This window comes from uncultured Amnibacterium sp. (assembly GCF_964250715.1).
In the GTDB taxonomy this organism is placed as follows: Bacteria; Actinomycetota; Actinomycetes; order Actinomycetales; family Microbacteriaceae; genus Amnibacterium.
Genome location: NZ_CAXUGX010000012.1, coordinates 1 through 23,456, shown reverse-complemented (window position 1 = coordinate 23,456; position 23,456 = coordinate 1). Strand labels below are relative to the sequence as shown.

Annotated in this window: 20 protein-coding genes and 1 tRNA gene; 4 read left to right on the top strand and 17 right to left on the bottom strand. The window is 71.8% G+C overall.

Features of this window, described 5'->3' with window-relative positions; genetic code table 11:
- The first annotated feature begins 26 nt into the window (after nucleotides 1-26).
- Entirely contained in the window at nucleotides 27-1,907 is a 1,881-nt protein-coding gene (locus ACFE7H_RS11815) for an ABC transporter ATP-binding protein (RefSeq protein ID WP_375401436.1), read from the top strand.
- 92 nt (nucleotides 1,908-1,999) lie between these two features.
- Nucleotides 2,000-3,091, top strand: coding sequence for a hypothetical protein (locus tag ACFE7H_RS11810; RefSeq protein ID WP_375401435.1), 1,092 nt, complete (start codon nucleotides 2,000-2,002; stop codon nucleotides 3,089-3,091).
- A gap of 70 nt (nucleotides 3,092-3,161) precedes the next feature.
- Here ACFE7H_RS11810 and ACFE7H_RS11805 read toward each other — a convergent pair whose 3' ends face one another.
- The 17 genes from ACFE7H_RS11805 to ACFE7H_RS11725 form a co-directional block, all read right to left on the bottom strand.
- Nucleotides 3,162-4,634, bottom strand: a complete 1,473-nt coding sequence (locus ACFE7H_RS11805; RefSeq protein WP_375401434.1) for an NAD-dependent succinate-semialdehyde dehydrogenase — start codon at nucleotides 4,632-4,634, stop codon at nucleotides 3,162-3,164.
- Between the two features lie 357 nt (nucleotides 4,635-4,991).
- Nucleotides 4,992-5,567, bottom strand: coding sequence for an isochorismatase family protein (locus ACFE7H_RS11800; protein ID WP_375401433.1), 576 nt, complete (start codon nucleotides 5,565-5,567; stop codon nucleotides 4,992-4,994).
- Between the two features lie 81 nt (nucleotides 5,568-5,648).
- The gene (locus ACFE7H_RS11795) at nucleotides 5,649-7,103 is read right to left on the bottom strand and encodes a D-alanyl-D-alanine carboxypeptidase/D-alanyl-D-alanine-endopeptidase (protein ID WP_375401432.1); all 1,455 of its coding nucleotides are present in this window, start codon (nucleotides 7,101-7,103) and stop codon (nucleotides 5,649-5,651) included.
- A 38-nt stretch (nucleotides 7,104-7,141) separates the two neighbouring features.
- Nucleotides 7,142-8,146, bottom strand: a complete 1,005-nt coding sequence (locus ACFE7H_RS11790) for a Gfo/Idh/MocA family protein (RefSeq protein ID WP_375401431.1) — start codon at nucleotides 8,144-8,146, stop codon at nucleotides 7,142-7,144.
- A gap of 339 nt (nucleotides 8,147-8,485) precedes the next feature.
- A tRNA-Thr gene (locus tag ACFE7H_RS11785) sits at nucleotides 8,486-8,558 on the bottom strand.
- Between the two features lie 83 nt (nucleotides 8,559-8,641).
- Entirely contained in the window at nucleotides 8,642-9,301 is a 660-nt protein-coding gene (locus ACFE7H_RS11780) for a TetR/AcrR family transcriptional regulator (protein ID WP_375401430.1), read from the bottom strand.
- A 100-nt stretch (nucleotides 9,302-9,401) separates the two neighbouring features.
- Nucleotides 9,402-10,955 carry an alpha/beta hydrolase gene (locus tag ACFE7H_RS11775; protein ID WP_375401429.1) on the bottom strand — a complete coding sequence of 518 codons (1,554 nt, stop codon included), beginning with the start codon at nucleotides 10,953-10,955 and terminating at the stop codon, nucleotides 9,402-9,404.
- The gene (locus tag ACFE7H_RS11770; RefSeq protein WP_375401428.1) at nucleotides 10,952-12,121 is read right to left on the bottom strand and encodes a DNA polymerase III subunit delta'; all 1,170 of its coding nucleotides are present in this window, start codon (nucleotides 12,119-12,121) and stop codon (nucleotides 10,952-10,954) included. Before ACFE7H_RS11770 ends, ACFE7H_RS11775 begins: the two co-directional genes overlap by 4 nt.
- Entirely contained in the window at nucleotides 12,118-12,744 is a 627-nt protein-coding gene (gene tmk, locus ACFE7H_RS11765; RefSeq protein WP_375401490.1) for a dTMP kinase, read from the bottom strand. Before tmk ends, ACFE7H_RS11770 begins: the two co-directional genes overlap by 4 nt.
- Nucleotides 12,745-12,755: 11 nt before the next feature.
- On the bottom strand, nucleotides 12,756-15,461 hold the full coding sequence (gene topA, locus ACFE7H_RS11760) for a type I DNA topoisomerase (protein ID WP_375401427.1): 2,706 nt from the start codon (nucleotides 15,459-15,461) through the stop codon (nucleotides 12,756-12,758).
- A gap of 64 nt (nucleotides 15,462-15,525) precedes the next feature.
- Entirely contained in the window at nucleotides 15,526-15,936 is a 411-nt protein-coding gene (locus ACFE7H_RS11755; protein WP_375401426.1) for an Rv3654c family TadE-like protein, read from the bottom strand.
- Nucleotides 15,937-15,992: 56 nt separating this feature from the next.
- Entirely contained in the window at nucleotides 15,993-16,304 is a 312-nt protein-coding gene (locus ACFE7H_RS11750; protein WP_375401425.1) for a TadE family type IV pilus minor pilin, read from the bottom strand.
- 10 nt (nucleotides 16,305-16,314) lie between these two features.
- On the bottom strand, nucleotides 16,315-16,599 hold the full coding sequence (locus ACFE7H_RS11745; protein ID WP_375401424.1) for a DUF4244 domain-containing protein: 285 nt from the start codon (nucleotides 16,597-16,599) through the stop codon (nucleotides 16,315-16,317).
- Between the two features lie 60 nt (nucleotides 16,600-16,659).
- Nucleotides 16,660-17,649 (bottom strand): hypothetical protein, encoded by a 990-nt coding sequence (locus ACFE7H_RS11740; RefSeq protein WP_375401423.1) that lies wholly within the window; start codon nucleotides 17,647-17,649, stop codon nucleotides 16,660-16,662.
- On the bottom strand, nucleotides 17,646-18,704 hold the full coding sequence (locus ACFE7H_RS11735; RefSeq protein WP_375401422.1) for a CpaF family protein: 1,059 nt from the start codon (nucleotides 18,702-18,704) through the stop codon (nucleotides 17,646-17,648). The genes ACFE7H_RS11740 and ACFE7H_RS11735 overlap by 4 nt, the downstream gene beginning before the upstream one ends.
- 363 nt (nucleotides 18,705-19,067) lie before the next feature.
- Nucleotides 19,068-19,544: a RidA family protein gene (locus ACFE7H_RS11730; protein WP_375401421.1), complete on the bottom strand. Its 477-nt coding sequence runs from the start codon at nucleotides 19,542-19,544 to the stop codon at nucleotides 19,068-19,070.
- A gap of 55 nt (nucleotides 19,545-19,599) precedes the next feature.
- The gene (locus ACFE7H_RS11725) at nucleotides 19,600-19,755 is read right to left on the bottom strand and encodes a hypothetical protein (protein WP_375401420.1); all 156 of its coding nucleotides are present in this window, start codon (nucleotides 19,753-19,755) and stop codon (nucleotides 19,600-19,602) included.
- A gap of 78 nt (nucleotides 19,756-19,833) precedes the next feature.
- On the opposite strand from ACFE7H_RS11725, the gene ACFE7H_RS11720 reads away from it, so the two are divergent.
- Entirely contained in the window at nucleotides 19,834-22,401 is a 2,568-nt protein-coding gene (locus tag ACFE7H_RS11720) for a transglycosylase domain-containing protein (protein ID WP_375401419.1), read from the top strand.
- Complete coding sequence (locus ACFE7H_RS11715) at nucleotides 22,392-23,300, top strand: metallophosphoesterase (RefSeq protein WP_375401418.1); 909 nt, start codon at nucleotides 22,392-22,394, stop codon at nucleotides 23,298-23,300. The genes ACFE7H_RS11720 and ACFE7H_RS11715 overlap by 10 nt, the downstream gene beginning before the upstream one ends.
- The last annotated feature ends 156 nt before the right edge of the window (nucleotides 23,301-23,456 follow it).

Genomic DNA, 23,456 nt, shown 5'->3' with positions numbered 1-23,456 from the left:
AGAAGGAGGGGCGACGATAGAGAGCCATGTCCACGTCGTCCGCAGCTTCCGCCGCTCCCGCTCCATCCGCCGCTTCGGCCGCATCCACTCCATCCGCCTCTCCGGCGCCCGCTCCCGCTCCCACCCCTCGTCGCCGCCTGTTCGGCCGCAATGAGGAGGGGCCCCGGGCCGGGATTCGGGACCTGCTCCCCTACCTCGCCGAGCACCGCGGGGTGCTGGCGGTGGTCGTCGTCCTCAGCCTGCTGACCGCGGTCACGTCGCTGCTGCAACCGCTGCTGGTGCAGCAGGTGGTGCAGCGGGTGCAGAAGGGGCGGTCGCTCACCGACCTGGTGACCGCGATCGCCGCGCTGCTGGTCGTCGGAGCCCTGCTGTCGGGCGCGCAGCACTACCTGCTGCAACGGACCGGCACGTCGGTGGTGCTGACCGCTCGCACCCGCCTGATCCGCCACCTGCTGCGCCTGCCGATTTCGGAGTTCGATCGGCGCCGCACCGGCGACCTGGTCTCGCGCGTCGGCACCGACACGACGCTGCTCTACGCGGTGCTGACGCAGGGGCTGGTCGATGCCGTCGGCGGCGTGCTCACGTTCGTCGGTGCGCTGATCGGCATGCTGCTGCTCGACCCGGTACTGCTCGGACTCACCGTGCTCATCATCGCGCTGGCCATCGGCGTGGTCGGCGGGCTCTCCCGCCGTATCCGCACGGCCAGTCGCCGTCAGCAAGACGCGGTCGGCGAACTGACCGCCGACATCGAGCGGTCCATCGGCGCGGTCCGCACCATCCGCGCCTCCGGCGCCACCGAGCGGGAAACGGAGTCGGTCATCGGCACCGCGCGGCGCGCCTGGGTCGCCGGGCTGGGCGTCGCGCGGGCGTCCGCGCCGGTCGTGCCGATCGCGGGGATCACGCTGAACCTGGCGTTCCTGGTCGTGATCGGCGTCGGCGGCTTCCGGGTCGCCTCCGGCGCCCTGACCATCGCCAATCTGGTGGCGTTCCTGCTGTTCCTGTTCCTGATGGTGATGCCGCTCGGCCAGGCGTTCGGTGCCGCCAGCTCGGTCGCCTCCGCGCTGGGCGCGCTCGGCCGCATCACCGAGGTGCTGCAGCAGCCGACCGAGACCGACGACGACCTCGCCGACGGCAGCATCGCGACGGCGCTGCGCCGTGCCGACGCCTCCCCCGCCATCGAGTTCGACTCGGTCTCCTTCGGCTACACCGGCGAGGACGGGCAGCAGGTGCCCGTGCTGCACGACGTCGCCTTCGCTGTGCCGCGCGGTACCCGCACGGCGCTGGTCGGCCCGTCCGGCGCCGGCAAGAGCACCATGCTGTCGCTGCTGGAGCGGTTCTACGACGTCGACTCCGGAGTCATCCGCCTGGGCGGCACCGACATCCGCAGGCTGCCCCGCACCGTGTTGCGCGCCCAGTTCGGGTATGTGGAGCAGGATGCGCCCGCCCTCGCGGGCACGATCCGCGAGAACCTGACGCTCGCGGCGCCGCTGGCGACCGAGGAGGACTGCCTGCGGGCGCTCGACGCGGTGAACCTGCGCGAGACGGTGCTGCGGCACGCCCGCGGGCTCGACGCGGCGGTCGGCGAGGAGGGGGTGCTGCTCTCCGGCGGCGAGCGGCAGCGCCTGGCGATCGCTCGAGCGCTGCTGGTCGACGCGCCGATCCTGCTGCTGGATGAGTCCACCTCCAACCTGGACGGGCGCAACGAGCAGCTGCTGCGCGACTCCCTGGCCACCGCGTCGATCGGGCGATCGGTCGTCGTGATCGCCCACCGACTCTCCACGGTCGTCGACGCCGACCAGATCGTGGTGATCGACGCGGGGCGGGTCGTCGCGAGCGGCACCCACGAGCAGCTGGTCGACTCCTCCCCCCTGTACCGCGAGCTGGCCGCGTCGCAGCTGCTCGTCTGACTGCGCCGCTCGGAGGAGCGGAGGGACCGGCGGACGGACCGGCGGATCAACGGGCGGACGGACCGACCGACCGTCCGGCGGAGAATGGCGGGATGAGTACCAGCACCTCCCCCAGCACGGCCGCGAGCCGCGTCGTCGTCACGAATGCGCACCTGGTCGGCAGCATCAACCTGCCGGATGCGGCGACGGTGATCGGGACCGTCGCCGATCACCTCGCGCCGTATGTGCGGCGCATCCCCGATGGCGAGGTGGGCGAGCGGTACTACTGGCTGCAGTTCCAGAGCTTCCGGTTGGACCACACGCGCGGTCTGACGCGAGTCGGCGACACCCCCGTGTTCGTCCGGGGGCGGTTCGACCAGCGCCCGTTCGCGCTCGATGGAACCGTGCCCGCGGACGAGTTGCAGTTTCCGGACCTGGGCTACGCGACCGCCGCCATCGACTCCTACGCCCACTTTTCGGCGCTCAGGGACGCGGGGCGCGTGCCGGTCGGCGTTCGGTTCCAGGTGTCGCTGCCCACGCCGGCCGCCGTCGTCGGCGTCTTCATCGCCTCCGGTGATCGCGCCGCGGTGGAGCCGGCCTACGAGCGCGCCCTGTTCGGCGAACTCGATCGCATCGTCGCAGCCGTCCCGCACGACGACCTGGCCGTGCAGTGGGACACCGCCCTGGAGTTCGCGTTCCTGGAGCAGGTGCGCCTGCGCGGAAACCCGATGCAGGCCTGGTGGGACGACGTGCTGGGCGGCGTCGTCGAGCGCGCCGGCCGGCAGGCGGGGCACGTGCCCGCCGACGTACAGGTCGGCTTCCACCTCTGCTACGGCGACGTGGAGGAGGCGCACTTCGTGCAACCCACCGATACCGGCACGATCGCCCAGGTGTTGGGCGGACTGTTCGCGACCGCGCCCCGTCACATCGACTGGGTGCATCTGCCCGTGCCGATCGAGCGAGACGACGCCGCCTACTTCGCGCCGCTCGCCTCCGTCACCGTGCCCGTGGGAACGGAGATCGATCTGGGGCTCGTGCACCACGAGGACGGCGTGGAGGGGGCGGAGCGGCGTATCGCGGCGGCCGCGACCGTGCTCGACCGCTTCGGTGTCGGCACCGAGTGCGGGTTCGGGCGCGGTCCCGCGACACGGACCGCGCCGCTGCTGGACCTGCACCGAGCGATCGTCGAGGCGCACGCCGCCTGACCGCCCTTCACGAGCATCAGCCGGCCGCGCACCGCGACGGCCGCCACTCTTTCAGGCGAGCAGATACGGCTCAGGCGAACGGATTCGGCGTCATCGTGTACTTGACGTCGAGGTACTCGTGGATGCCCTCGAACCCGCCCTCGCGGCCCAGGCCCGACTGCTTGACGCCGCCGAACGGCGCGGCGGCGTTGGAGATGACGCCGACGTTCAGGCCCATCATCCCCGTCCGTAGGCCCTCGATCATCCGCTGGCCGCGCGCCAGGTCGCGGGTGAAGACGTACGAGACCAGGCCGAACTCGGTGTCGTTCGCCAGGCGCACCGCCTCCGCCTCGTCGGCGAACCGGGTGATCGCGACGACCGGTCCGAAGATCTCGGTTTGCAGGATGTCGCTGCCGGCGTCGACGCGGTCGAGCACGGTGGGCGCATAGAAGGTGCCGGAGCCCGTCACCGGACCGCCGCCCAGGCGGACCGTCGCGCCGCGCTGCACCGCATCCCGCACCAGGGTGTCCGCCTTGCCGACCGCCTGCTCGTTGATCAACGGACCGATCCGCACCTCCGGATCCGTTCCCCGACCCACCCGCATGGCCGCGACCTGCTCGGTGAGGCGGTTCGCGAACTCGTCGGCGACCGCCTCATGCACCAGGAACCGGTTCGCGGCCGTGCATGCCTCGCCGATGTTGCGGAACTTGGCCAGCAGCGCGCCCGCCACGGCCGCGTCCAGGTCGGCGTCGTCGAAGACGACGAAGGGCGCGTTGCCGCCCAGCTCCATGGAGGTGCGCAGCACCCGCTTCGCGGCCTGCTGCATCAGCCTGACGCCGACCGGCGTGGAGCCGGTGAAGCTGATCTTGCGCAGCCGCGGGTCGTCCATGATCCGCTCGCTGAGCGGGCCGGCCGCCGTGCTCGGGACGATGTTCAGCACCCCCGCCGGTAGTCCGGCCTGCCGGAACAGCTCCCCTACGTACATAGTCGTCAACGGAGTGAGCTCCGCCGGCTTGATGACGACGGTGCAGCCGGCGGCGAGCGCCGGAGCGATCTTGCGCGTCGCCATCGCGAGCGGGAAGTTCCAGGGGGTGATGAAGTAGCAGGGCCCGACCGGGTGCTGCGAGACGATCGTGCGGCCCGTGTTCTCGGGGTTCGTCCCGTACCGGCCGGTGATACGCACGGCCTCCTCTGCGAACCAGCGCAGGAACTCGCCGCCGTAGGTGACCTCGCCCGCGGACTCCGCCAGCGGCTTGCCCATCTCCAACGTCATCAGCAGCGCCAGGTCGTCCTTGCGCTGCTGCACCAACTCCCAGGTCGCGCGCAGCAGCTCGGACCGCACGCGGGGCGGGGTCGCGGCCCAGTCGTCTTGCGCGGCGGCGGCCGCGTCGAGCGCCTCGATCCCGTCGTCGGGCGTCCCGTCGGCGACGGAGGCGAGGCGCGTCCCGGTCGCCGGATCGAACACGTCGAAGCGGGCACCGCCGCCCGCCGGACGCCACTCCCCGCCGATCAGCAGGCCGTCCGGGACCGCTGCCAGCACTCGAGCCTCGTCCGCAGCCGACATGAGCCGTTCCTCTCCGTCGTGGACACCCGGATACAGCCGTCGACGGCGTGCGCCGTCACCCCACTCGCCGATCCCTGCCCGCCGATCCTAGGTCGCCGCCCCCGACCGGCGACTCAAAGCACGACAGCAGGACAGGGTCTCGACAGCAGGTCCGTGGCCGACCAGCGACCTGCCGACGGGACCTGAACCTGCTGTCGAGACGGGAGGTGCGGCGGCTACACGGCGCACCGATCGGGTGCGCACCGGGGTGTGCGTCGGGGTCTGCGTCGGATCCGTACAGATCGGGGACACCGGTGCAGGCGCGCGCCTGGACATCGGTCCCATGGCTGGAGGGTAGGCGCGCTCGCCGCGCTGGCGCTACGCCACGAGCTCGGCGCCCGCGACGCGCAGCTCGGCGAGGGCGGCGTCGCTGCTGGCCGCAGCCACGCCCGCCACCAGGTCGGTGAGTACGCGCACGGCGACTCCGGCTCCCAGCGCGTCGAGCGCGGAGGCACGCACGCAGTAGTCGGTGGCGATGCCGACGACATCCAGGGTGGTGACGCCGCGATCGCGCAGCAGGTCGGCCAGCACCTCGCCGTCGTCGGTGGTGCCGTCGAACGCGGAGTAGGCGGGCCGGCCCTGCCCCTTGCGGATGTGCACGTGGATGGGAGCCGTGTCGAGCGCCGGGTGGTAGGCGGCTCCGTCGCTCCCCGCGACGCAGTGCATCGGCCAGGTGGTGACGAAGTCCGGGGGCTCGGTGGTGGCGAAGTGGCCGCCGTTGTCGTCGTCCGCGTCGTGCCAGTCGCGGGAGGCGACGACCAGGTCGTAGTCGGCCGCGCGGGCGTGCAGCAGTTCGGTGATCCCCGCCGCGACGGCCGCCCCGCCGTCCACCCCGAGCGCGCCGCCCTCGGTGAAGTCGTTCTGCACATCGACGATCAGCAGGGCCGAACTCACCGGATCAGGGTACGCGGGTCGCGTCGCCGGGTGAGGCGTCGTGGCGCGGGCGGCACGGCGCATGCGGCAGCAGTGCGGCCGTCACCGGTTGGAGAGGTTCGCGCCGCAGTCCCAGGCGTCGGCGGTCAGCGCGTCGAGGGCGGTCTTGGTCGACGGATGCACGGGTCCGACCGCCATGAAGGCGAAGGTCAGCCAGGTGCCGTCGCGGGAATGGATCAGCCCGGACAGCATGTACCCGGTGTCGATCCAGCCGGTCTTCGCCCGCACCTGGCCGCGGGCGCGGGCCGCGGCGCCGGTGAACCGGTCGGGGTAGGCGAGCGTGCCGGTGCGCCCGGCGACGGGCAGGCCGTCGTAGATCGCGCCCAAGCCGTGGGCCCGGTGCAGCACCTGGATGAACAGCGCCGACAGGGAGGCCGGCTTCACGCGGTTGTCGGGGCTGAGGCCCGACCCGTCCTTGATCTTCATCCCGGTCGTGTCGATGCCGTAGGCCGCGAGGGCGCCGACGGTGCCGGCCTGCTCCGCGGCGAACGTGTTGCCGTCGCCGGATCTGATCGCCGTGACGCGGGCCAGCGCCTCTGCGATCGTGTTGTCCGAGACGAGCAGCGCCTGCTTGACCAGCGTGGACACCGGCTGCGAGTGCACCGAGCCGAGCACCTGTGCGCCCGCCGGCGCGGTGCCGCGCGTGGTGGCCACTCCGGAGCCCACCAGGTTCGCGAACGCGGTACCGGCTCGGCCGATGGGGTCGAGGCCGCGTGGTGACGTCTCGGCGGCGGGGTTCGCCCGGTCGCCGTCCACCATGAGGGCGGTGATGCGCGGAGTGGTGCCCATCCGCCGCTCGACGTCGTCCCAAGAGGGCTGCCAGACGGGGCCCCCGAAGTAAGAGGAGTCGAGCACGACCTGGGTGATGCGCGTGCCGCGGGTCGTCGGGTCGCTCGCCCAGGCGGCCTTGACGCGCGCGGCGAGGGTCGCCAGGTGCGGGGCGCCGGCGTAGGCCGTCTTCGTGCCGGCCGGCGTGCGCGACAGCGTGACGTCGCCGCCGCCGATCAGCACGACCTGGCCGGGCTTGCTGCCCCGAACGACCCTGGTGGTGAGTCGGTAGTCGGGGCCGAGCACGTGCAGGGCGGCGGCGCTCGTCAGCACTTTCAGCACGCTCGCGGTCCGCGATCCGGTCGAACCGTGGCGGTCGAAGAGCGTCTCCCCCGTCTTGGCGTTCACGACCGAGCCCTCGAAGTGGAACAGCCGGGGGTCCTTCGCGGCCGAGGCGATCGAGCAGGTGCGGAGGAGCGAGGCGGCCACGGTCTGCTTCGGCACCGGCCGCGACGGAGTCACGCGGGGCGCCGCCACGAGCGGTCGGGTGCTGCGGGACGCGCCCGGCGACGACGGTGACGATGCCGAGGACGGCGACGACAGTGACGCCGAGACCCGTGCCGGGGTCGCCGAGAGCGGAGCGCCGAGGGCGTACCCGGCGCCGAGCCCGACGCCCGCCAGCACGACGAGGGCACCCGCCGCGGCGAGCACGGTGTTCCTGGCGCGCACGCGCACAGTATAGGCAGGCGCGCGGCGACGACCGCGGCTCACCGTCCGGTGGGTCCGCCTTCGCCGGGGTAGCGCAGGCCGATCGTGTCGCGGATCGCGTCGAGCACCGCCATGATCTGCACCGACTGCGCAGGGGGCATGCGGTCGCCGGCGATCCGGCCCTCCCGCACCAGCCGCTCCAGCTCGAAGGCCTGGAATTGCATGCCGCGCCCGGAGACGGCCGGCTGCGACCGCCGCACCACCTGTTGATCGCGGTCGCGCACGGTGTAGCCCGTGGCGGTGTACCAGGTGGGGTCGATCACGATGGAGCCCCCGGTGCCGAGGATCGTCGCGCCGTTCACGCCGGGGATGTTCAGCGCCGCCGTGAAGAGCGAGTGGCGGCCTCCGGCGTGCACGAGCGTGCCGGACACCCGCCCGTCGACGCCGGTCTCGGTGAAGACGGCCCGCGCATCGATCTGCTCCGGAGGCCCGAACAGGTCGACGGCGAATGAGATCGGGTAGACGCCGAGGTCGAGCAGGGCGCCGCCGCCCAGCTCGGGGGCGTTCAACCGGTGCGCGGGATCGGTGGGCAGGGCCTGGCAGTGCTCCGCGATGAGCACCTGCGGGTCGCCGATCTCACCGGCTTCGATCGCCGCGTGGATCTCGAGCATGTGCGGCAGAAAGCGGGTCCACATCGCCTCGAGTGCGACCAGGCCGCGCTCCTCGGCCAGCCGCACGATCGCCTCGGCCTCGACGGCCGTCATCGTGAACGCCTTCTCGACGAGCACGTGCTTGCCGGCCTCGAGCGCCATCAGCGCCGCCGCGACGTGGGCGGGATGCGGCGTTGCGACATAGACGACGTCGACCGACGGGTCGTCCACCAGTTCCTGCCACGATCCGTGCGCAGCCGGGATTTCGTGCTCGGCCGCGAACGCCTGAGCTCGATCGACCGTGCGGCTGCCGACCGCGGCGACTCGGAGGCCCACGGCCTGCAGATCGGCGGTGAACAGGGTGGCGATCAGGCCGGTCCCGAGGATTCCCCAACCGAGGGATGAGGTGGTCATAGCGGAAGGCTACCGACGGTGGTTCACTCGTCGGGCCGACGCTGACGAACCCCACGGAGAGGGTTGCAGCGGCCTCGGGCACCCCCATGCCCTTGCCACACGGCGACGAGTGAGATCGTCGGCCGGCAACGCGGAGATCGCGCTGCAACCCTCTCGATGTGGAGCAGTCCCCGGAAGACACTGAGGTCTGAGCCGGGCATCCGTCCCCCAACGGAAGTATCTGCAGCCTATGCGGACGTCGCCACGCGGATCGACCCCCAAGGCGAGGGGTACACGCGATACCGCGTATCGCTTCGGCCGTCGAAGTGCCACGCCGCGACCGCGATACCGGATCGCCTGAGCCGCCCAAGGGAATCGAACCCTTGACCTATTCATTACGAGTGAATCGCTCTGCCAACTGAGCTAGGGCGGCGTGTGCCGGCGATGAGTCTAAACGGTGGCATCGTCCGACGGGATGCCGGCCGGACCACCCCGGCATGTTCACCCGTGCGGCGCTCAGCGGGGTACGCCCACCAGCGCCGGACCGGGTGTGCGTGCCTGCATGCTGCTGCCACCGCAGACGTCCCGGAATGCGGTCTGCGCCTCCCCCAGGCTCTCAGCCATGGTCTTCGCGCCGTCGGCGGCCACCCACCGCCCCCACCCGAACCGCACGACCGCGAACGCGACCAGCGTCAACAGCCGGGCGTGATCATCGATCTGAGAGTCGTCGGACTCCCCGCGGCGCGCCTGCAGTCGCTCGGCGATCAACGACGAGATCTGCTGCTCGAACACCTCGGCCCCGGCGACGTGCCGGCCCACGAGGCCCGGCTCGCGCTCCAGCACGCGGCGGCGCAGGCGGTGCACCGCCAGATCGTCCACACCCTTGACCGTCAGAGAGAGCAGGGCGATCAGATCGTCGATCAGGTCCCCGTCGCCGTGGATGAACCGGTCGCGCTGCTCGTCCGTCGGCGCGAACGCATCGACGCCGCCGAGCACCGCGGCCTCCTTCGAGGCGAAGTAGTTGAAGAACGTGCGAGGAGAGACCTGCGCATGTCGCCCGATCTCCTCGACCGTCACCCGCTCGAACCCGTGCTGCAGTGACAGTTCGAGCACCGCGACCTGGATCGATCGCCGGGTCGCCAGGCGCTTGCGCTCCCGCAATCCCTGCTCGTGCATACCGCTGATTATTGCACTCTGTGCAAGTTTGCGCGCGTGATCGCCGCAGAGTCCCTCGCCGACTCGGCCCTCGCCGACTCAGCCCTCAGCACCGCAGCCCTCAGCACCGCAGCCCGGCCGCCGGCACCCGCCCGGCGGTGAAGAAGGCGTCGACCGGAGTCGTGATGCACGGATCGTGGTTGCGATAGGCCGTATGACCCTCGCCCGTATAGGTGAGGAGCACGCCGCGCTGCAGCTGCTTCGCCACACTGACCGCCCACGGGTACGGCGTCGCGGGGTCGCCGGTCGTCCCGATCACGAGGATCGGCGGCGCTCCCGCCGCGCGGACGCGATGAGGCCGGCCGGTGGGCGGCACGGGCCAGTTCGCGCACACCAGGTCGCCGAGGGCGGAGGAGTTGTCGGTCCTGCGCAACGGGTCCGCCGCCTGCAGCTGCGCCGCCTCCTTCTTCAGCACGGCGGGATCCTTCTCCGTGGGCGAATCCAGGCACTTCACCGCGTAGATCGCCTCGAAGAGATTGTCGGTGTACCTGCCGTTCGACCGGGAGACATAGGAGTCGGCCAGCGCCAGGGTGGTCGCGGTCTCGCCCCGCTGGATCTCGATGAGCGCCCGCGTCAGCACCGGCCACGCGGACTCGTCGTAGAGGGCCGCGTCGATCGCGGTCTGCAGGTATGCCCCGTTCAACTGCCGCCCGTCGCTCGTGCGCAGCGGCGAGCGACGCAGGTGCAGGACCAGATCGGCGATGGTCGCGATCGCCTGCGGCACGCTGAGACCCGGGAACGGCGGGGTACTGCCGCCCTGCGCCGAGGCGAGGTAGGTCGTCAAGGCCGCGCCGAACGCCTTCACGTTCGCCAGATCCGTCTGGAACTCGGTCAGCGACGGGTCGACGACGCCGTCCAGTGCCATCCGGCCCACCCTCATCGGGAAACGGTCCGCGTACTCCGCGCCGATCTGCGTGCCGTAGGAGAAGCCGAAGTAGTTCAGCTTCGTATCGCCGACATCGGCCCGCAGCATGTCCAGGTCCGCCACGGTGCTCTCGGTGTCCACATGTGCCAGCAGCGCTCCGGTGCGCTGCGCGCACGCCCGACCGAAGTCGACCGCGTCGTCGGTCAGGTCCCGCTTCAAGGTGCGACTGCCGGCGGGTTCGTCCGGGTCGCTGAACAGGAACTCGTCGAGCCCTGCCGTGTCCTCGCAGTCCACCGCGGACGAGGCGCCCACGCCCCGCGGATCCCACGACACCAGGTCGTAGTGCTGATGCAATGCCGGATCGAAGAAGCTCGTGGCGCCCTGGCGCAGGAAGTCGACGCCCGAGGCGCCCGGGCCGCCCGGGTTGACGAAGAGCGAGCCCAGCCGACTGCCGGAGGCGGGCAGCCGCGTCAGCGCCAGGTGGATCGGCTTCCCCGTGGACGGGTGCGCCCAATCGAGCGGCGCCTTCGCGGTGGCGCACTGGAACCCGTTGCCGCAGGAGTGCCAGACCAGCCGCTGCGCGTAGTACGGGCGGAGCGCCGCCGGCACGGTACCGGTGACCGGCGTGGAGGTGATGGAGGGGGCGGGCAGCAGCGTGCAGCCGGACAGGACCAGGGTGCAGAGGACCGCGACGACGACCGCGACCCGGCCACGCTGCCGAGGACGCGCCCGGCGACGTACCGGCCTCATGCCGCGGCCCGGTGCAGAACGGTGGAGACGAGCATCGCCTCCAGCGCCAGCAGCGGTGCGACATTCGCCGGCAGCCGCCGGCGCGCATCCGCGATCGCATCGAGCACGGCCAAGGTCGCGGCGGGGTCGCCGGCGCCGGCGAGCGCGTGCAGGGCCTGCGACCTGGTGCGGTTGACGAGCGGCACCCCCGCACCGAGCTGGATCATCAGCACGTCGCGGTGCACCGATAGCAGATCGAGCAGGATGCGGTCGACGCTGTCGCGCATCCCCCTGGTCGCTCGCCGCTTGAAGTCGTCCTCGAGCGCCCGCAGCGCCCCGCGCACCTGGTTCGGCACCGCACCGCCCGGCTCCACGCCCAGCGAGCGCATCGCTGCGGCCCGATCCGCCTCGTCCCGCTCCTCGCTCTGCGCCGCAGCGTCCTCCTTTGCGGTGTCGAGCAGCCGTTCCGCGGCGCGCACCGCCTGCGGTATCGAGCGCAGCCCGAGGACCAGATCGATCGTCTCGTCCCGGCGCCGCTGCGCATCGGCGTTGGTCGCCAGCCGGTGCGCCATCCCGATGTGGCTCTGCGCCTCCTCGGCGGCACGCAGGGCGACGGCCGGATCCACACCGTCGCGGGACACGAGCAGGTCCGCCACCTGGTGCGCCTCCGGCACCCGCAGACGCACCGACCGTGTGCGCGACCGGATCGTCGGCAGCAGGTCGGCCTCGCTCGGTGCGCACAGGATCCAGACGGTGCGCGGCGGCGGCTCCTCCAGCGCCTTCAGCAGCACGTTGGAGGTGCGCTCGGACATCCGATCGGCGTCCTCGATGACCATCACCCGATACCGCGCCACCGAGGGTGAGTACTGCGCCGTCGTGACCAGTGAGCGCACCTCGTCGATGGTGATGACCACCCGCTCGGTGGCGAGCACCGACAGGTCGGGGTGCGTGCCCGCGGCCACCTGCGCCGTCGTGCGGGCGTCGTCCGGATCGCCGGCGGGACTGAGCAGCGCGGCCGCGAACGCGAACGCCAGGTTGGACCGGCCGGAGCCGGGGGGCCCGGTGATCAGCCAGGCGTGCGTCATCGCGCCGTTGCCGCCCGGTTCCCCCCGCGCGTCGCGCGCCGCGGTCGTCAGCAGGCGGACCGCCTCGTCCTGGCCGGTCAGCTCCTCCCAGGTGGCGGTCACGAGAGCAGGGGTGCGACGAGGGGTGCGACGGCGTCGCGGACGAGGCCGCTCAGCACGTCCGTCGGCTGCGCCCCGTCGAGCACCAGGAACCGGTCGGGCTCGGCGTCGGCCAGGCGCAGGAACGACAGGCGAACCCGCTCGTGGAAGGCGTCCTCCTCGGCTTCCAGCCGGTCGTAGCCACGGCCGGTCCGGCGTGCGCGGGCGGCCTCGGCGGGCAGGTCGAGCAGCACGGTCAGGTCGGGCAGCAGGTCCTCGGTCGCCCAGAGCGACAGCCGACGGACCTCGGACGGGTCGAGCACCCGCCCGCTGCCCTGGTACGCCACGGACGAATCCAGGTACCGGTCCTGGATCACGACCGCACCGCGAGCAAGCGCCGGGCGGACGACGGTCGCGACGTGCTGTGCGCGGTCCGCCGCGTACAGCAGCGCCTCGGCGCGCGGCGCGACCGCCCACTCCCGATGCAGCACCAGCTCGCGCACCGCTTCGCCGAGCGGCGTGCCGCCGGGCTCACGAGTGCGCACCACGTCGTGCCCCTGCTGCTGCAGCCACGCCTGCAGGGCGGCCGCCTGGGTGGACTTGCCCACCGCGTCGCCGCCCTCGAACGTCACGAACGCCCCCGTCACGAACGCTCCGGTCACGCCTTCTTGGTCGCCCGCTTCGCCGGCTTCGCGGCCGTGGCGCGGGACTTCGCAGGTGCCCGGCCCCCGGTGCGCTTGGGCGCCGGCCCCTTCGCCCGCTTGTCGGCGAGCAGTTGCGTGGCGCGCTGGAAGTCGATCTCGAGCGGTTCTTCCCCGCGCGGCACCGTGGCGTTCGTCTCACCGTCGGTCACGTAGGCGCCGAACCGGCCGTCGCGGATGCGGATCGGCTTGCCGCTGACCGGGTCGGCGTCGAACTCCTTCAGGGCGCTGGAGGCGCGCTGGGCCCCGTACTTGGGCTGCGCGAACAACTCGAGCGCACCGGGCAGGTCGATCCCGAAGATCGAGTCCTCGTCGGTGAGCGTGCGCGTATCCGTTCCCCGCTTCAGGTAGGGGCCGTATCGCCCGTTCTGGGCGGTGATCGGGCCGGCACCGTCGGGGTCGTCGCCGACGACGCGGGGCAGGCCGAGCAGCTTCAGGGCGGTCGCCAGGTCGACCGAGTCGGGCGACATCGACTTGAAGAGCGACGCGGTGCGGGGCTTGACCGCGGCCTTGCCCTTCTTGTCCGCGATCTCGGCGGGCAGGACCTCGGTCACGTAGGGCCCGTACCGGCCGTCCTTGGCGATGATCGGCCGGCCCGATTCTGGGTCCAAGCCGAGCACCCGGTCCTCGACCGGCGGAGCGTCCACCAGCTCGCGTGCCTTCGCCTCGGTCAGCTCGTCGGGCGCGAGGTCCGGCGGCAGGTTGACGCGGCGGGCGACCGGCTCGCCGTCGCGCAGCTCGCCGCTCGCGGCGTCCACCGTCGGCTCGGCCGGCTCGAGCACCTCCAGGTAGGGGCCGTACTTGCCGATCCGCAGCGTGATGTCGTCGGAGAGCCGGACGGAGTTGACCGTGCGCGCGTCGATCTCGCCCAGGTTGTCGACCACGCCCCGCAGCCCACGGTGACCGGTGTGGCCGAAGTAGAAGTCGTGCAGCCAATCCACCCGGTCCTGCTCGCCGTCGGCGATGCGGTCCAGGTCGTTCTCCATGTCGGCGGTGAAGTCGTAGGCGACCAGATCCCCGAAGAAGTCCTCCAGCAGCCGCACGACCGAGAACGCGATCCAGTTGGGGACGAGCGCGGTGCCGCGGGGCGAGACGTAGCCGCGGTCGACGATGGTCGAGAGGATCGAGGCATAGGTGGACGGCCGGCCGATGCCCAGTTCCTCCAGCGTCTTCACGAGGCTGGCCTCGGTGTAGCGCGGGGGCGGCGAGGTTTCGTGGCCCGCCGCCTCGGCGGAGCGGGCCTCGAGCTGCTGCCCCTCGGTCAGCGGCGGCAGCTTGGCGTCCGCGGCCTGCGCGGCGTTGCGCTCCTCGTCACGGCCCTCCTCGTAGGCGAGCAGAAAGCCCCGGGTGGTGATGACGGTGCCGCTGGCGGCGAACTCGGCGCGACGGTCCGCCGCACTGACGGCGACGGTCACCGAGGCCGTGGACCCGCGGGCGTCGATCATCTGCGAGGCGACGGTCCGCCGCCAGATGAGTTCGTAGAGCCGCAGGTCGTTGCCCGAGATCGTGCCGCGCAGCTCGTCGGGGGTCTGGAACCGCTCACCGGAGGGGCGGACCGCCTCGTGCGCCTCCTGCGCATTCTTGGACTTGCCCGCGTACAGCCGCGGAGCATCGGGCACGTTCTCGGCTCCGAAGAGCGCCGTCGCCTGGCTGCGCGCTGCCGTCAGCGCCTGCGACGACAGCGCGGGCGAGTCGGTGCGCATATAGGTGATGTAGCCGTTCTCGTACAACCCCTGAGCGACCGACATCGTCTGCCGTGCACTGAAGCGCAGCTTGCGGGCCGCCTCCTGCTGCAGTGTGGAGGTGGTGAAGGGGGCCGCCGGGCGGCGGGTGTAGGGCTTGGACTCGACCGAGGTGACCGTGGCCGGCGAACCGGGCACGGCAGCGGCGAGCGTCTGCGCGGCCTGCTGGTCGAGCGCGACCACGCCCGCCTTCAGCACACCCCGATCGTCGAAGTCGCGACCGGTGGCGATCCGCGCCCCGTCCAGGCGGACCAGGCGCGCTGCGAACTCGGTGTCCTCAGCGGGTACCAGCACGGCGTGCACGTCCCAGTACTCGGCGGCCACGAAGGCGAGCCGCTCGCGCTCGCGGTCCACGACCAGCCGGGTCGCGGCGGACTGCACGCGACCCGCGGAGAGACCGGGACCGACCTTGCGCCACAGCACCGGCGAGACCTCGTAGCCGTACAGCCGGTCCAGGATGCGCCGCGTCTCCTGCGCATCGACGAGCGCGGTGTCGAGTTCGCGGGTGTTCTCTCGGGCGTGGGCGATCGCGTCTTTGGTGATCTCGTGGAAGACCATGCGCTTGACCGGCACCGTTGGCTTCAGCACCTGCAGCAGGTGCCACGCAATCGCCTCGCCCTCGCGGTCCTCATCCGTCGCCAGGAAGAGTTCGTCCGCGTCTTTCAGCGCCCGCTTCAGGTCGGAGACGGTCTTCTTCTTCTGGTCCGAGACGACGTAGTACGGCGCGAAGCCGTTCTCGACATCGACCGAGAATTTGCCGACCGAGCCCTTCTTCAACTCGGGCGGCAGGTTCTTCGGTTCGATCAGGTCGCGGATGTGGCCGACCGACGCCTGCACGTCGTATCCCTCACCCAGATACTTGGCGATCGTCTTCGCCTTGGCGGGCGATTCCACGATCACGAGCTTCTTGGTGCCGGACACGGAACTCCTCGCGCTGCTGCTCTCCCCCGGACGATCAACACCGGAAGATCCCCGGGTACGCCATTCACCGCACACCATACACAGTGCTCTCCGGGCCGCTGCGCGGCTCATCGGGGCCGTCACCTGCCAGTCGAGCCGTCGGCGGTCTGGCCGCCGCCCGGCCGGCGACGGGCAGCCCCAACGCATCGACCGACACCGACACCCGCACGACGCCGCCGTGCTGCACGCAGTCGTCCAGGTGCGCGCCGTCGGCGACAGCGACGGCGGCGGCCCGCCCGCACGGCACCCCAGGGGCGGCACCGAGCGCCGTATCGGCACCGGCCAAGGCCGCCGCGTCGGCCGCCGCCTGCGCCGACCTGTGTGCGATGAGCACGCCGGCAAGCGTCCCGATCGCGACGAAGACGGTCGCCAACGCGACCACCACCGCCACCGCCAGCACGCCTGCCGCGCCCCGGTCGACAGCATGGTCGGCCAAGACGCCTCCGCCTCTCGCACCTCCGCCGTTCGGTACGTCGGCACCGCGAGTGCCGGTCACGGAAGTGCTGCTGCGAGGGCGCAGCTTCGGGCGCTGATCGGCAGCACCGTGGATCCGAACACGCGGGCATCGGTCTGCACGGTGGCGCACAGCAGGCCGTCGGTGTCGCTGACTGCCGCCAGCCGGCCGCCGCTCTGCACGGTGAGCCGTTCGGCGACAGCCCGCCCGTCGCCCCGGGCCAGGCTGCGGGCAGCGGTGGCTGCAGCATCGATCACGCTGATCTGCCGGCCCGCGGCGGTCAGGCCGCCGAGCAGTGCCGCCGCGATCAGTACGACCGCGGGCAGGACCACGGCGAACTCGGCGGTCACCGTGCCCTGCTCACGCCGGCAGGGCGAGCGCATGGCGGATGAGGGTCGTCAGCAGGCCGCGCACCTCGTCGGAGCGCAGCACGACGACGAGCAGCGCCGCGAAACCGACCGCGGCGATGGTCGCGATGGCGTACTCCGCGGTGACGGCACCGTGCTCGTTCATGCCGTGGTCACGCAGGCCACGCTCACTCAGGCGGTGCTCATGCACGCGGTGTTGATACAGCCCGTGCCGGCGCAGTATGCGGCGGTCGGAAAGGAGGGCGGTTCGGCCCGGATGCAGGGTGTGGGGGTTCATGCCGTCAGTGTCGCAATGCGGTGCGGTGGCCGGTGGGGCCCGGCCACGAGGCGATGGAGTTCAGGCGAGTTGCAGGGATGTGGAGGAGAGGACAGCCAGTCCGATCGGAACGACGCCGAGCAGGATGAACGCGGGCAGGACCAGCGACCCCAGTGGCAGCAGCAGCTGGACGGCGAGCGCGGCCGACCGCCGGCCGGCCTCGGCGAGCAGCGTCGTGCGGATGCGGCGGGACTCGGCATCGAGCAGACCGGCCAGCGGCACGCCCGCCTCCGTCGCGAACCGGACGATGCCGGCGATGTCGTCGCGATCGCCGGTGAGGGCGGCCTCGGCGCCGGCATGCCGCGAGGCGCGCTGGATCGCGGCGTCGGTGGGCAGCCCCGCACGGACACCGACGGCGACGAGCTCGATTCCCAGTCCGCGCTGCCAGGGCACGGCCGAGGCGGCGGCGGTCAACCGGCGCTGCCAGCGGCGCGCGACGAGCAGCAGCAGAACGGCGACCGCCGCGCTCGATCCGGCGAGCGGGGAGGAGGTGAAGGCACCCGGCACATCGAAGCCGAATCCCCAGGCCATCAGCAGGGCCGCCACAGGGGTGAAGAGCATCACCCGTGCGCTCGCGGCCGGCCCGGCGACCCCCTGGCGGATGCTGCGGTGCAGGTCCGCCGCCGCCCGCAGCCCCTCGGCGGTGCGGTGCAGGGTCGCGGCCAGCGGCGCCCCGACGTCGACGGCGAGCGCGACGACCACGCCGACGCGCTGCCACGCGGCACCCGCGTCATCGGCAGGCGCATCGCCGGCGGGCGCATCATGGCCATGCGCGTCACCGGCAGTCGAAGACGCCACAGCGGCGTCGCTCGGCCGGGCGCGCCCAGCGAGGGCGGCCAGGGCGAGCGACCGCTCGCGCTCAGTGCCGAGGTGCGCGGCCAGGTATCGCCCCGCGGCCGCGGGAGTCGCTCCGGCACCGATCAGCGCGGCGGCCCGCGCGACGCAGTCCGCGACCTCGTCCAGCGCCGCGGCCGGTTCCGGCCGGCGAGGTCGACGCAGAATGCGGATCACCAGGACATCGGTACGGCGTGCAGCCGGCCGTCCTCCTCGACCAGGCGGCCGAGGCCAGCGATGCGGCGCGTGCCCCGCCGCTCCAACTGGATCACCACGTCGATGGCCGCGACCGCCTGCGCACGGACCGCCTCGGGTGTCATCCCGGCCAGCGCGCCGAGTGCCTGCAGCCGAGCGGGCACCCGGGACAGCGAGGTGCAGTGCAGGGTGCCACCGCCGCTGTGTCCGGTGTTCAGCGCGGTGAGCAGGTCGGCGATCTCGGCGCCGCGGCACTCCCCCAGCACCAGCCGGTCGGGCCGCATGCGCAGGGCCTCCCGGATCAGGCGGCCGAGATCCACCCCGCCGGCGCCGTCGGCATTCGCCTGCCGTGCCTCCATCCCGACGACGTGCGGGTGCTCGACCGCCAGCTCGGCGACGTCCTCGACGGTGATGACGCGCTCGTCCGCGCGGGTCTCGGCGAGCAGGGCGGCCAGCAGCGAGGTCTTGCCGCTGCCGGCCGGACCGCACACGAGCACGTTCTGCCGATCGTCCACGACCCGGCGCAGCGCCGCCGCCTGATCGGTGCCGAGCATGCCGCTGCGCACCAGGTCGTCGAGGCGCCAGGGCGAGGAGCGAGCCACGCGGATGGAGACGACCGCACCGCCGGTGGAGACCGGAGGCAGCACCGCGTGGACTCGCAGCCCGCCGGGCAGGCGCACGTCGGCGAAGGGCGTGGCGTCGTCGAGGTGCCGCCCACCGGAGGCGATCAGTTCGACGGCGAGCGCTCGGGCTGCGGTGACGTCGAAGCGCGGGCCGCCGTCCACCGGATGCATCCCGGTGCCGTCGTCCCGCCAGAGCATCCCGCGGCCGTCGAGCAGCAGATCGGTGGTGCCGGCGGCGCCGAGGAACGGCCCCAGCCTGCCGAGCACGCCGAGTACCCCGGGCACCCCGGGCACCCCGGGCCCGCCGAACTCGTCGGCCACCGAATGGGACCGGTCGTCGGGCGGTCCCAACGATGACTCGTGCTCGCCGAGTTCCGGTCGCTCGGGTACGAACCGCTGCACCGCCACCGTCATGTCGTCACCGCCATGCCCGCACGCTACGAGCGGTAGACGGACGGCTGAGCGGCGCGCCGACGGTCCGTGGAGGACGAGCGTGACTCCGCGGCTGGGGAGGAGACCCTACCTGGCAGGAGACCGTGCGGACGCGGTATCAACCCGCTGGTATCAGCTCCGGTGACGAGCCCGGCTTAAAAAGAAGGGCGGCACCTATTGGGGGGAACAGGTGCCGCCTCAGCAGCGCTCGATTGGGGGGAATCGATGAGGCGCCGCAAGCCAAGCTCTTCACTCGACTGGATCACTGTACCCATTTCGGGGCGCAGTGCAAGCATCGTTTGTGACCTGGTCACGGCGTGTCGCGGTGAACTTTCGGGGGTGGTATCACCGGAACTGGACGATGATCTCCACCTCGACCGGGGCACCGAGGGGCAGCGCCGCGACCCCGACCGCCGAGCGGGCGTGCCGGCCCGCGTCGCCGAAGATCGCGAGCAGCGCGTCCGAGGCCCCGTTGATGACCGCGGGCTGGCCCGCGAAGCCGGGCTCGGAGGCGACGAAGCCCACCACCTTGACGATCTGGACGATGCGGTCCAGGCCTTCGGGGCCGCCCAGGGCGGTCGCCGCGGCGGCGAGCGCGTTCAACGCGCAGGTGCCCGCGTACTCGGCCGCGGCTGCAGGGGCCACCGATCCCTCCGCGTCTCCGACGACGCCGGTCTGCGGCAGCACCCCGTCCCGGAAGGGCAGCTGGCCGGAGGTGAACACCAGGTCGCCGGCGACCATGGCCGGCACGTAGGAGGCGACGGGCGCGGCGGCGTGCGGCAGGGTGAGGCCCAGCTCGCGGAGTCGATCGGCGACGGTCATCGGGCGGCGACGCGCATCAGGCGGCGGTGTCCGTGCATCAGGCGGCATCGGCACATCAGGCGTCCGAGGGCCGCTTGAGGTACGCCACCAGGCCGCCCTCCGGTCCCTGCACGATCTGCACCAGCTCCCACCCCTGGGCGCCCCAGGTGTTCAGGATGGCGGTCGTGTTGTGGATGAGCAGCGGGGTGGTCACGTACTCCCAGTTGGCCATGGCGTGCCGGCACCCTTTCCGTGTACGGTCGGCGCGCGCTTGCGGACGCTCGCGAACCCCTGACTTAGCATCGAGCCTATGTCCGCCCCCGACGGGCGCCGTCACGGCGCCGGCTCCGCCCTGCTCGGACTGCTGGCGATCGCCGTCACGGCAGGGGTGATGGTGACGGTCGGTGTGGCGCCCGCCATCGCCCTGACCGGGGTGAGCGCGAAGAACGGCATCGGCCTGTTCGAGGATCTGCCGGGCGAGTTGAAGCTGTCGGCGCCGTCGCAGAAGAGCGAGCTCTACGGCACCTCCAAGGGCAAGCCGAAGCTCATCACCAGCTTCTACACGCAGGACCGCGACGTCGTCGGATGGGACGACGTCGGCCCCGTCGTCCGCAACGCGGCCCTGGGCGCGGAGGACCCGCGCTTCTACCAGCACGGCGGCGTGGATCCGCAGAGCATCGTGCGCGCGGCCCTCGGCAACGTGCTCGGCAAGAACCTCTCCGGCGCCTCCACCATCACGCAGCAGTACGTGAAGAACGTCTGCCTGCAGGAGGCGGAGCGCATCACGAACGCGAAGAAGGCCGCGGAGTCGGCGACCGAGTGCGACGGCGTGACCCTGAGCCGCAAGGTGCGCGAGATGCGGTACGCGATCGGCCTGGAGAAGAAGTACTCGAAGGATCAAATCCTGCTCGGGTACCTGAACATCGCCCTGTTCGGCGGCCAGGTGTACGGAGTCGAGGCGGCGGCGGAGCATTACTTCGGCAAGCACGCGAACGAGCTGACCGTCGCGCAGGCCGCCAGCCTGATGGCGATGGTGCAGTCGCCGAACGACCTGCGGATCGACATCAAGGCCAACATCCCGGCCAACACCGCCCGCCGCGACTACGTGCTGGGCCGCGAACTGGCGAACAACCTGATCACACAGGAGCAGTACGCCGAGGCGATGAAGACCAAGGTCGAGCCCGATATCACCTATCCGAAGAGCGGCTGCCAGGCCGCCGGTTCCGCGGCGTACTTCTGCGGCTACGTCGCCGCGCTCGTGCAGGAGAACACCGCACTCGGCAAGTCGTTCGGCGCGACCTCCGACGACCGCGCCGCGGCCCTGTACGGCGGCGGGCTGAAGATCTACACGTCCCTCGATCTGGACCTGCAGAAGAAGGCCGCGGCGACGATGAAGCAGTACGTGCCGTTCAAACCGGCCGCCGGCAACATCGCGAGCGCCGCCACCACCGTCGAGGTCGGCACCGGGCGTGTGCTCACGATGACCGAGAGCAAGAAGTTCTCGGGAGCGAAGAGCCAGGGCGTCAGCGAGGTCAACTACAACACGGACACCCGCTACGGCGGATCGAGCGGATTCCAGGTCGGCTCCACGTGGAAGCTCTTCGACCTGCTGGAGTGGATGAAGCAGGGTCATGGCATCAACGAGGTCGTGAACGGCAACCCTCGCTACATCGGCCCCTTCAACACCTGCAACGGAGGGGTCGTCGAGGGCAGCACCTGGCGCAACGACTCGGCCGGTGAGGGCGGCTTCCGCACCGTCTACAGCGCGACGCAGAACTCGGTGAACGCCGCGTTCATGACGATGGTGCAGAAGCTGAACCTGTGCGACATCGTCGGCCAGGCCACAGCGCTCGGGGTGCACAACGCCAGCGGCAAGCCGCTGAGCGACCTGGCGACGGACATGATCGGGTCCGGCGGCAATGCGATCGCTCCCCTGACGATGGCGACCGCATACGCCGGTATCGCCGATCAGGGCACGTTCTGCACGGCGATGGCGATCGACAAGGTGGTGAAGCCGGACGGCGGAACCCTGCCGATCCCCGGCTCCGACTGCAAGCAGACGATCGACAAGAGCCTCGCGATCGCCGCCGGATACACGCTGCACGGCGTGCTGAACGGCACGGCGACCACCGATGCGAACGGCACGGGCCCGGCATTCCAGTTCGCGAAGACCGGTACGACCGACTCCGCGCGACAGACCTGGCTCGTGGGCGGATCCTCCAAGACCGTCACGGCGGTGTGGGTCGGGAACGTCAACGGCGGCCCGGCCGGCATCGGCCTGCGCAAGGTGTACGGCTGGCCGACGTGCTCGTACCAGAACTACAGCGGGCAGGCCGCCCTTGCCAGGCACTGCCTGTGGCATGACATGCGGCAGGCGGCCGAGGACAAGTATCCGGGCGCCACGTCGTGGCCCGACCCCGCCTCCCAGTACCTGACAGGGCAGCTCGCATCCGTGCCGAACGTGGCGGGCATGACCGTGGACGCGGCGACCAGCGTGCTGACTGCCGCCGGGTTCCAGGTGAAGGTGGGCGCTCAGGTCGACTCCGATGTGCCCCAGGGCAGCGTCGCATCGACCGACCCGCAGGCGGGCTCGCAGACGCCGGCCGGCACGAAGATCACGCTGTCCCCGAGCAGCGGCACGCCCGCCCAGGGCACCCCGCTGCCGGATGTGTTCGGGCAGCCGCTGCAGAATGCGCGTGACGCCCTGCAGCAGGCCGGCTTCACCAACCTGCAGGTGAATTTCGTGCAGGGCAACGGCAGCTGTCAGGTGCAGGGGACGAATCCGGCCGCGGGTACGCCCATGCCACCGGAGATGCCGATCACTGTGCAGGTGGCGGGTTCCGCCGCACCGGTGAACGGCTCCTTCGCGTGCCAGTGATCCGCAGGGCGGGCGGCGCGGCTGTCGTCGGCGCGGCGGGGGCCGGCGTCTGGGGGACGCTCATCGAGCGCACCGCCTTCACATTGCGCCGGCACACGGTGCGGGCGCTGCCGGCGGGCGCTCCGGAGCTGAACGTGCTGCACATCTCCGACCTGCACATGGCGCCGTGGCAGCGCAAGAAGCAGCGATTCGTCCGCGAGCTGGGCGAGCTGGCCCCCGACCTGGTGATCGACACAGGCGACAACCTGGGCCACGACCTGGGACTGCTGGGGCTGAAGGCGGCTCTGGAACCGTTCCGCGGCGTACCGGGGCTGACGGTGTGGGGGTCGAACGACTACTGGGCGCCGGAGCCGAAGAACCCGCTCCGGTACTTCGCGGGCGTCTCGATGCAGTCCGAGGAGCCGCGCCGGCTGGACACGGATGCCGCGGGCGAGTTCCTGGCCGAGCTGGGCTGGAGCGACCTGAACAACGCCGCCACCCGCCTGACGGTGCGCGGCGTGACGATCGACGCCGTCGGGGTCGACGACCCGCACCGCGGCTACGACGAACTCGACGAAGCGGCCGACCAGCTGACCGCGCTCCGGAGCAATGGACCGGCGGACCTGACGATCGGCGTCGCGCACGCCCCCTACCGCCGGGTGCTGGACGCCTTCACCGCCGACGGAGCCGACCTGCTCTTTGCCGGCCACACCCACGGCGGCCAGGTGTGCGTGCCGGGCTACGGCGCGCTCGTCACGAACTGCGACATCCCGCGCGAGCAGGTGAAGGGGCTCTCGACCTGGACCGCCGTGGGCCGCACCGCGCGCCTGCACGTCTCCGCCGGACTCGGCACCTCCATCTGGGCCCCGGTGCGCTTCGCCTGCCGCCCCGAGGCGACACTGCTGACCCTCACGTCCTGAGCGCCTGGCGTCCGGAGGCTCGCATCGCGGCACGCTATCCTTGGCGACGCGGTTCGCCGCCGGCCGCACAGGGTCGGGCGCGCGATACCGGGGTATAGCGCAGCTTGGTAGCGCGCCTCGTTCGGGACGAGGAGGTCGTGGGTTCGAATCCCGCTA

Bases quoted from the DNA above. Each gene is read 5' to 3' on its own strand.
- ACFE7H_RS11815 (WP_375401436.1), top strand. From the start codon at position 27: ATGTCCACGTCGTCCGCAGCTTCCGCCGCTCCCGCTCCATCCGCCGCT.
- ACFE7H_RS11810 (WP_375401435.1), top strand. From the start codon at position 2,000: ATGAGTACCAGCACCTCCCCCAGCACGGCCGCGAGCCGCGTCGTCGTC.
- ACFE7H_RS11805 (WP_375401434.1), bottom strand. From the start codon at position 4,634: ATGTCGGCTGCGGACGAGGCTCGAGTGCTGGCAGCGGTCCCGGACGGC.
- ACFE7H_RS11790 (WP_375401431.1), bottom strand. From the start codon at position 8,146: ATGACCACCTCATCCCTCGGTTGGGGAATCCTCGGGACCGGCCTGATC.
- ACFE7H_RS11780 (WP_375401430.1), bottom strand. From the start codon at position 9,301: ATGCACGAGCAGGGATTGCGGGAGCGCAAGCGCCTGGCGACCCGGCGA.
- ACFE7H_RS11775 (WP_375401429.1), bottom strand. From the start codon at position 10,955: ATGAGGCCGGTACGTCGCCGGGCGCGTCCTCGGCAGCGTGGCCGGGTC.
- ACFE7H_RS11745 (WP_375401424.1), bottom strand. From the start codon at position 16,599: ATGAACCCCCACACCCTGCATCCGGGCCGAACCGCCCTCCTTTCCGAC.
- ACFE7H_RS11735 (WP_375401422.1), bottom strand. From the start codon at position 18,704: ATGACGGTGGCGGTGCAGCGGTTCGTACCCGAGCGACCGGAACTCGGC.
- ACFE7H_RS11730 (WP_375401421.1), bottom strand. From the start codon at position 19,544: ATGACCGTCGCCGATCGACTCCGCGAGCTGGGCCTCACCCTGCCGCAC.
- ACFE7H_RS11725 (WP_375401420.1), bottom strand. From the start codon at position 19,755: ATGGCCAACTGGGAGTACGTGACCACCCCGCTGCTCATCCACAACACG.
- ACFE7H_RS11720 (WP_375401419.1), top strand. From the start codon at position 19,834: ATGTCCGCCCCCGACGGGCGCCGTCACGGCGCCGGCTCCGCCCTGCTC.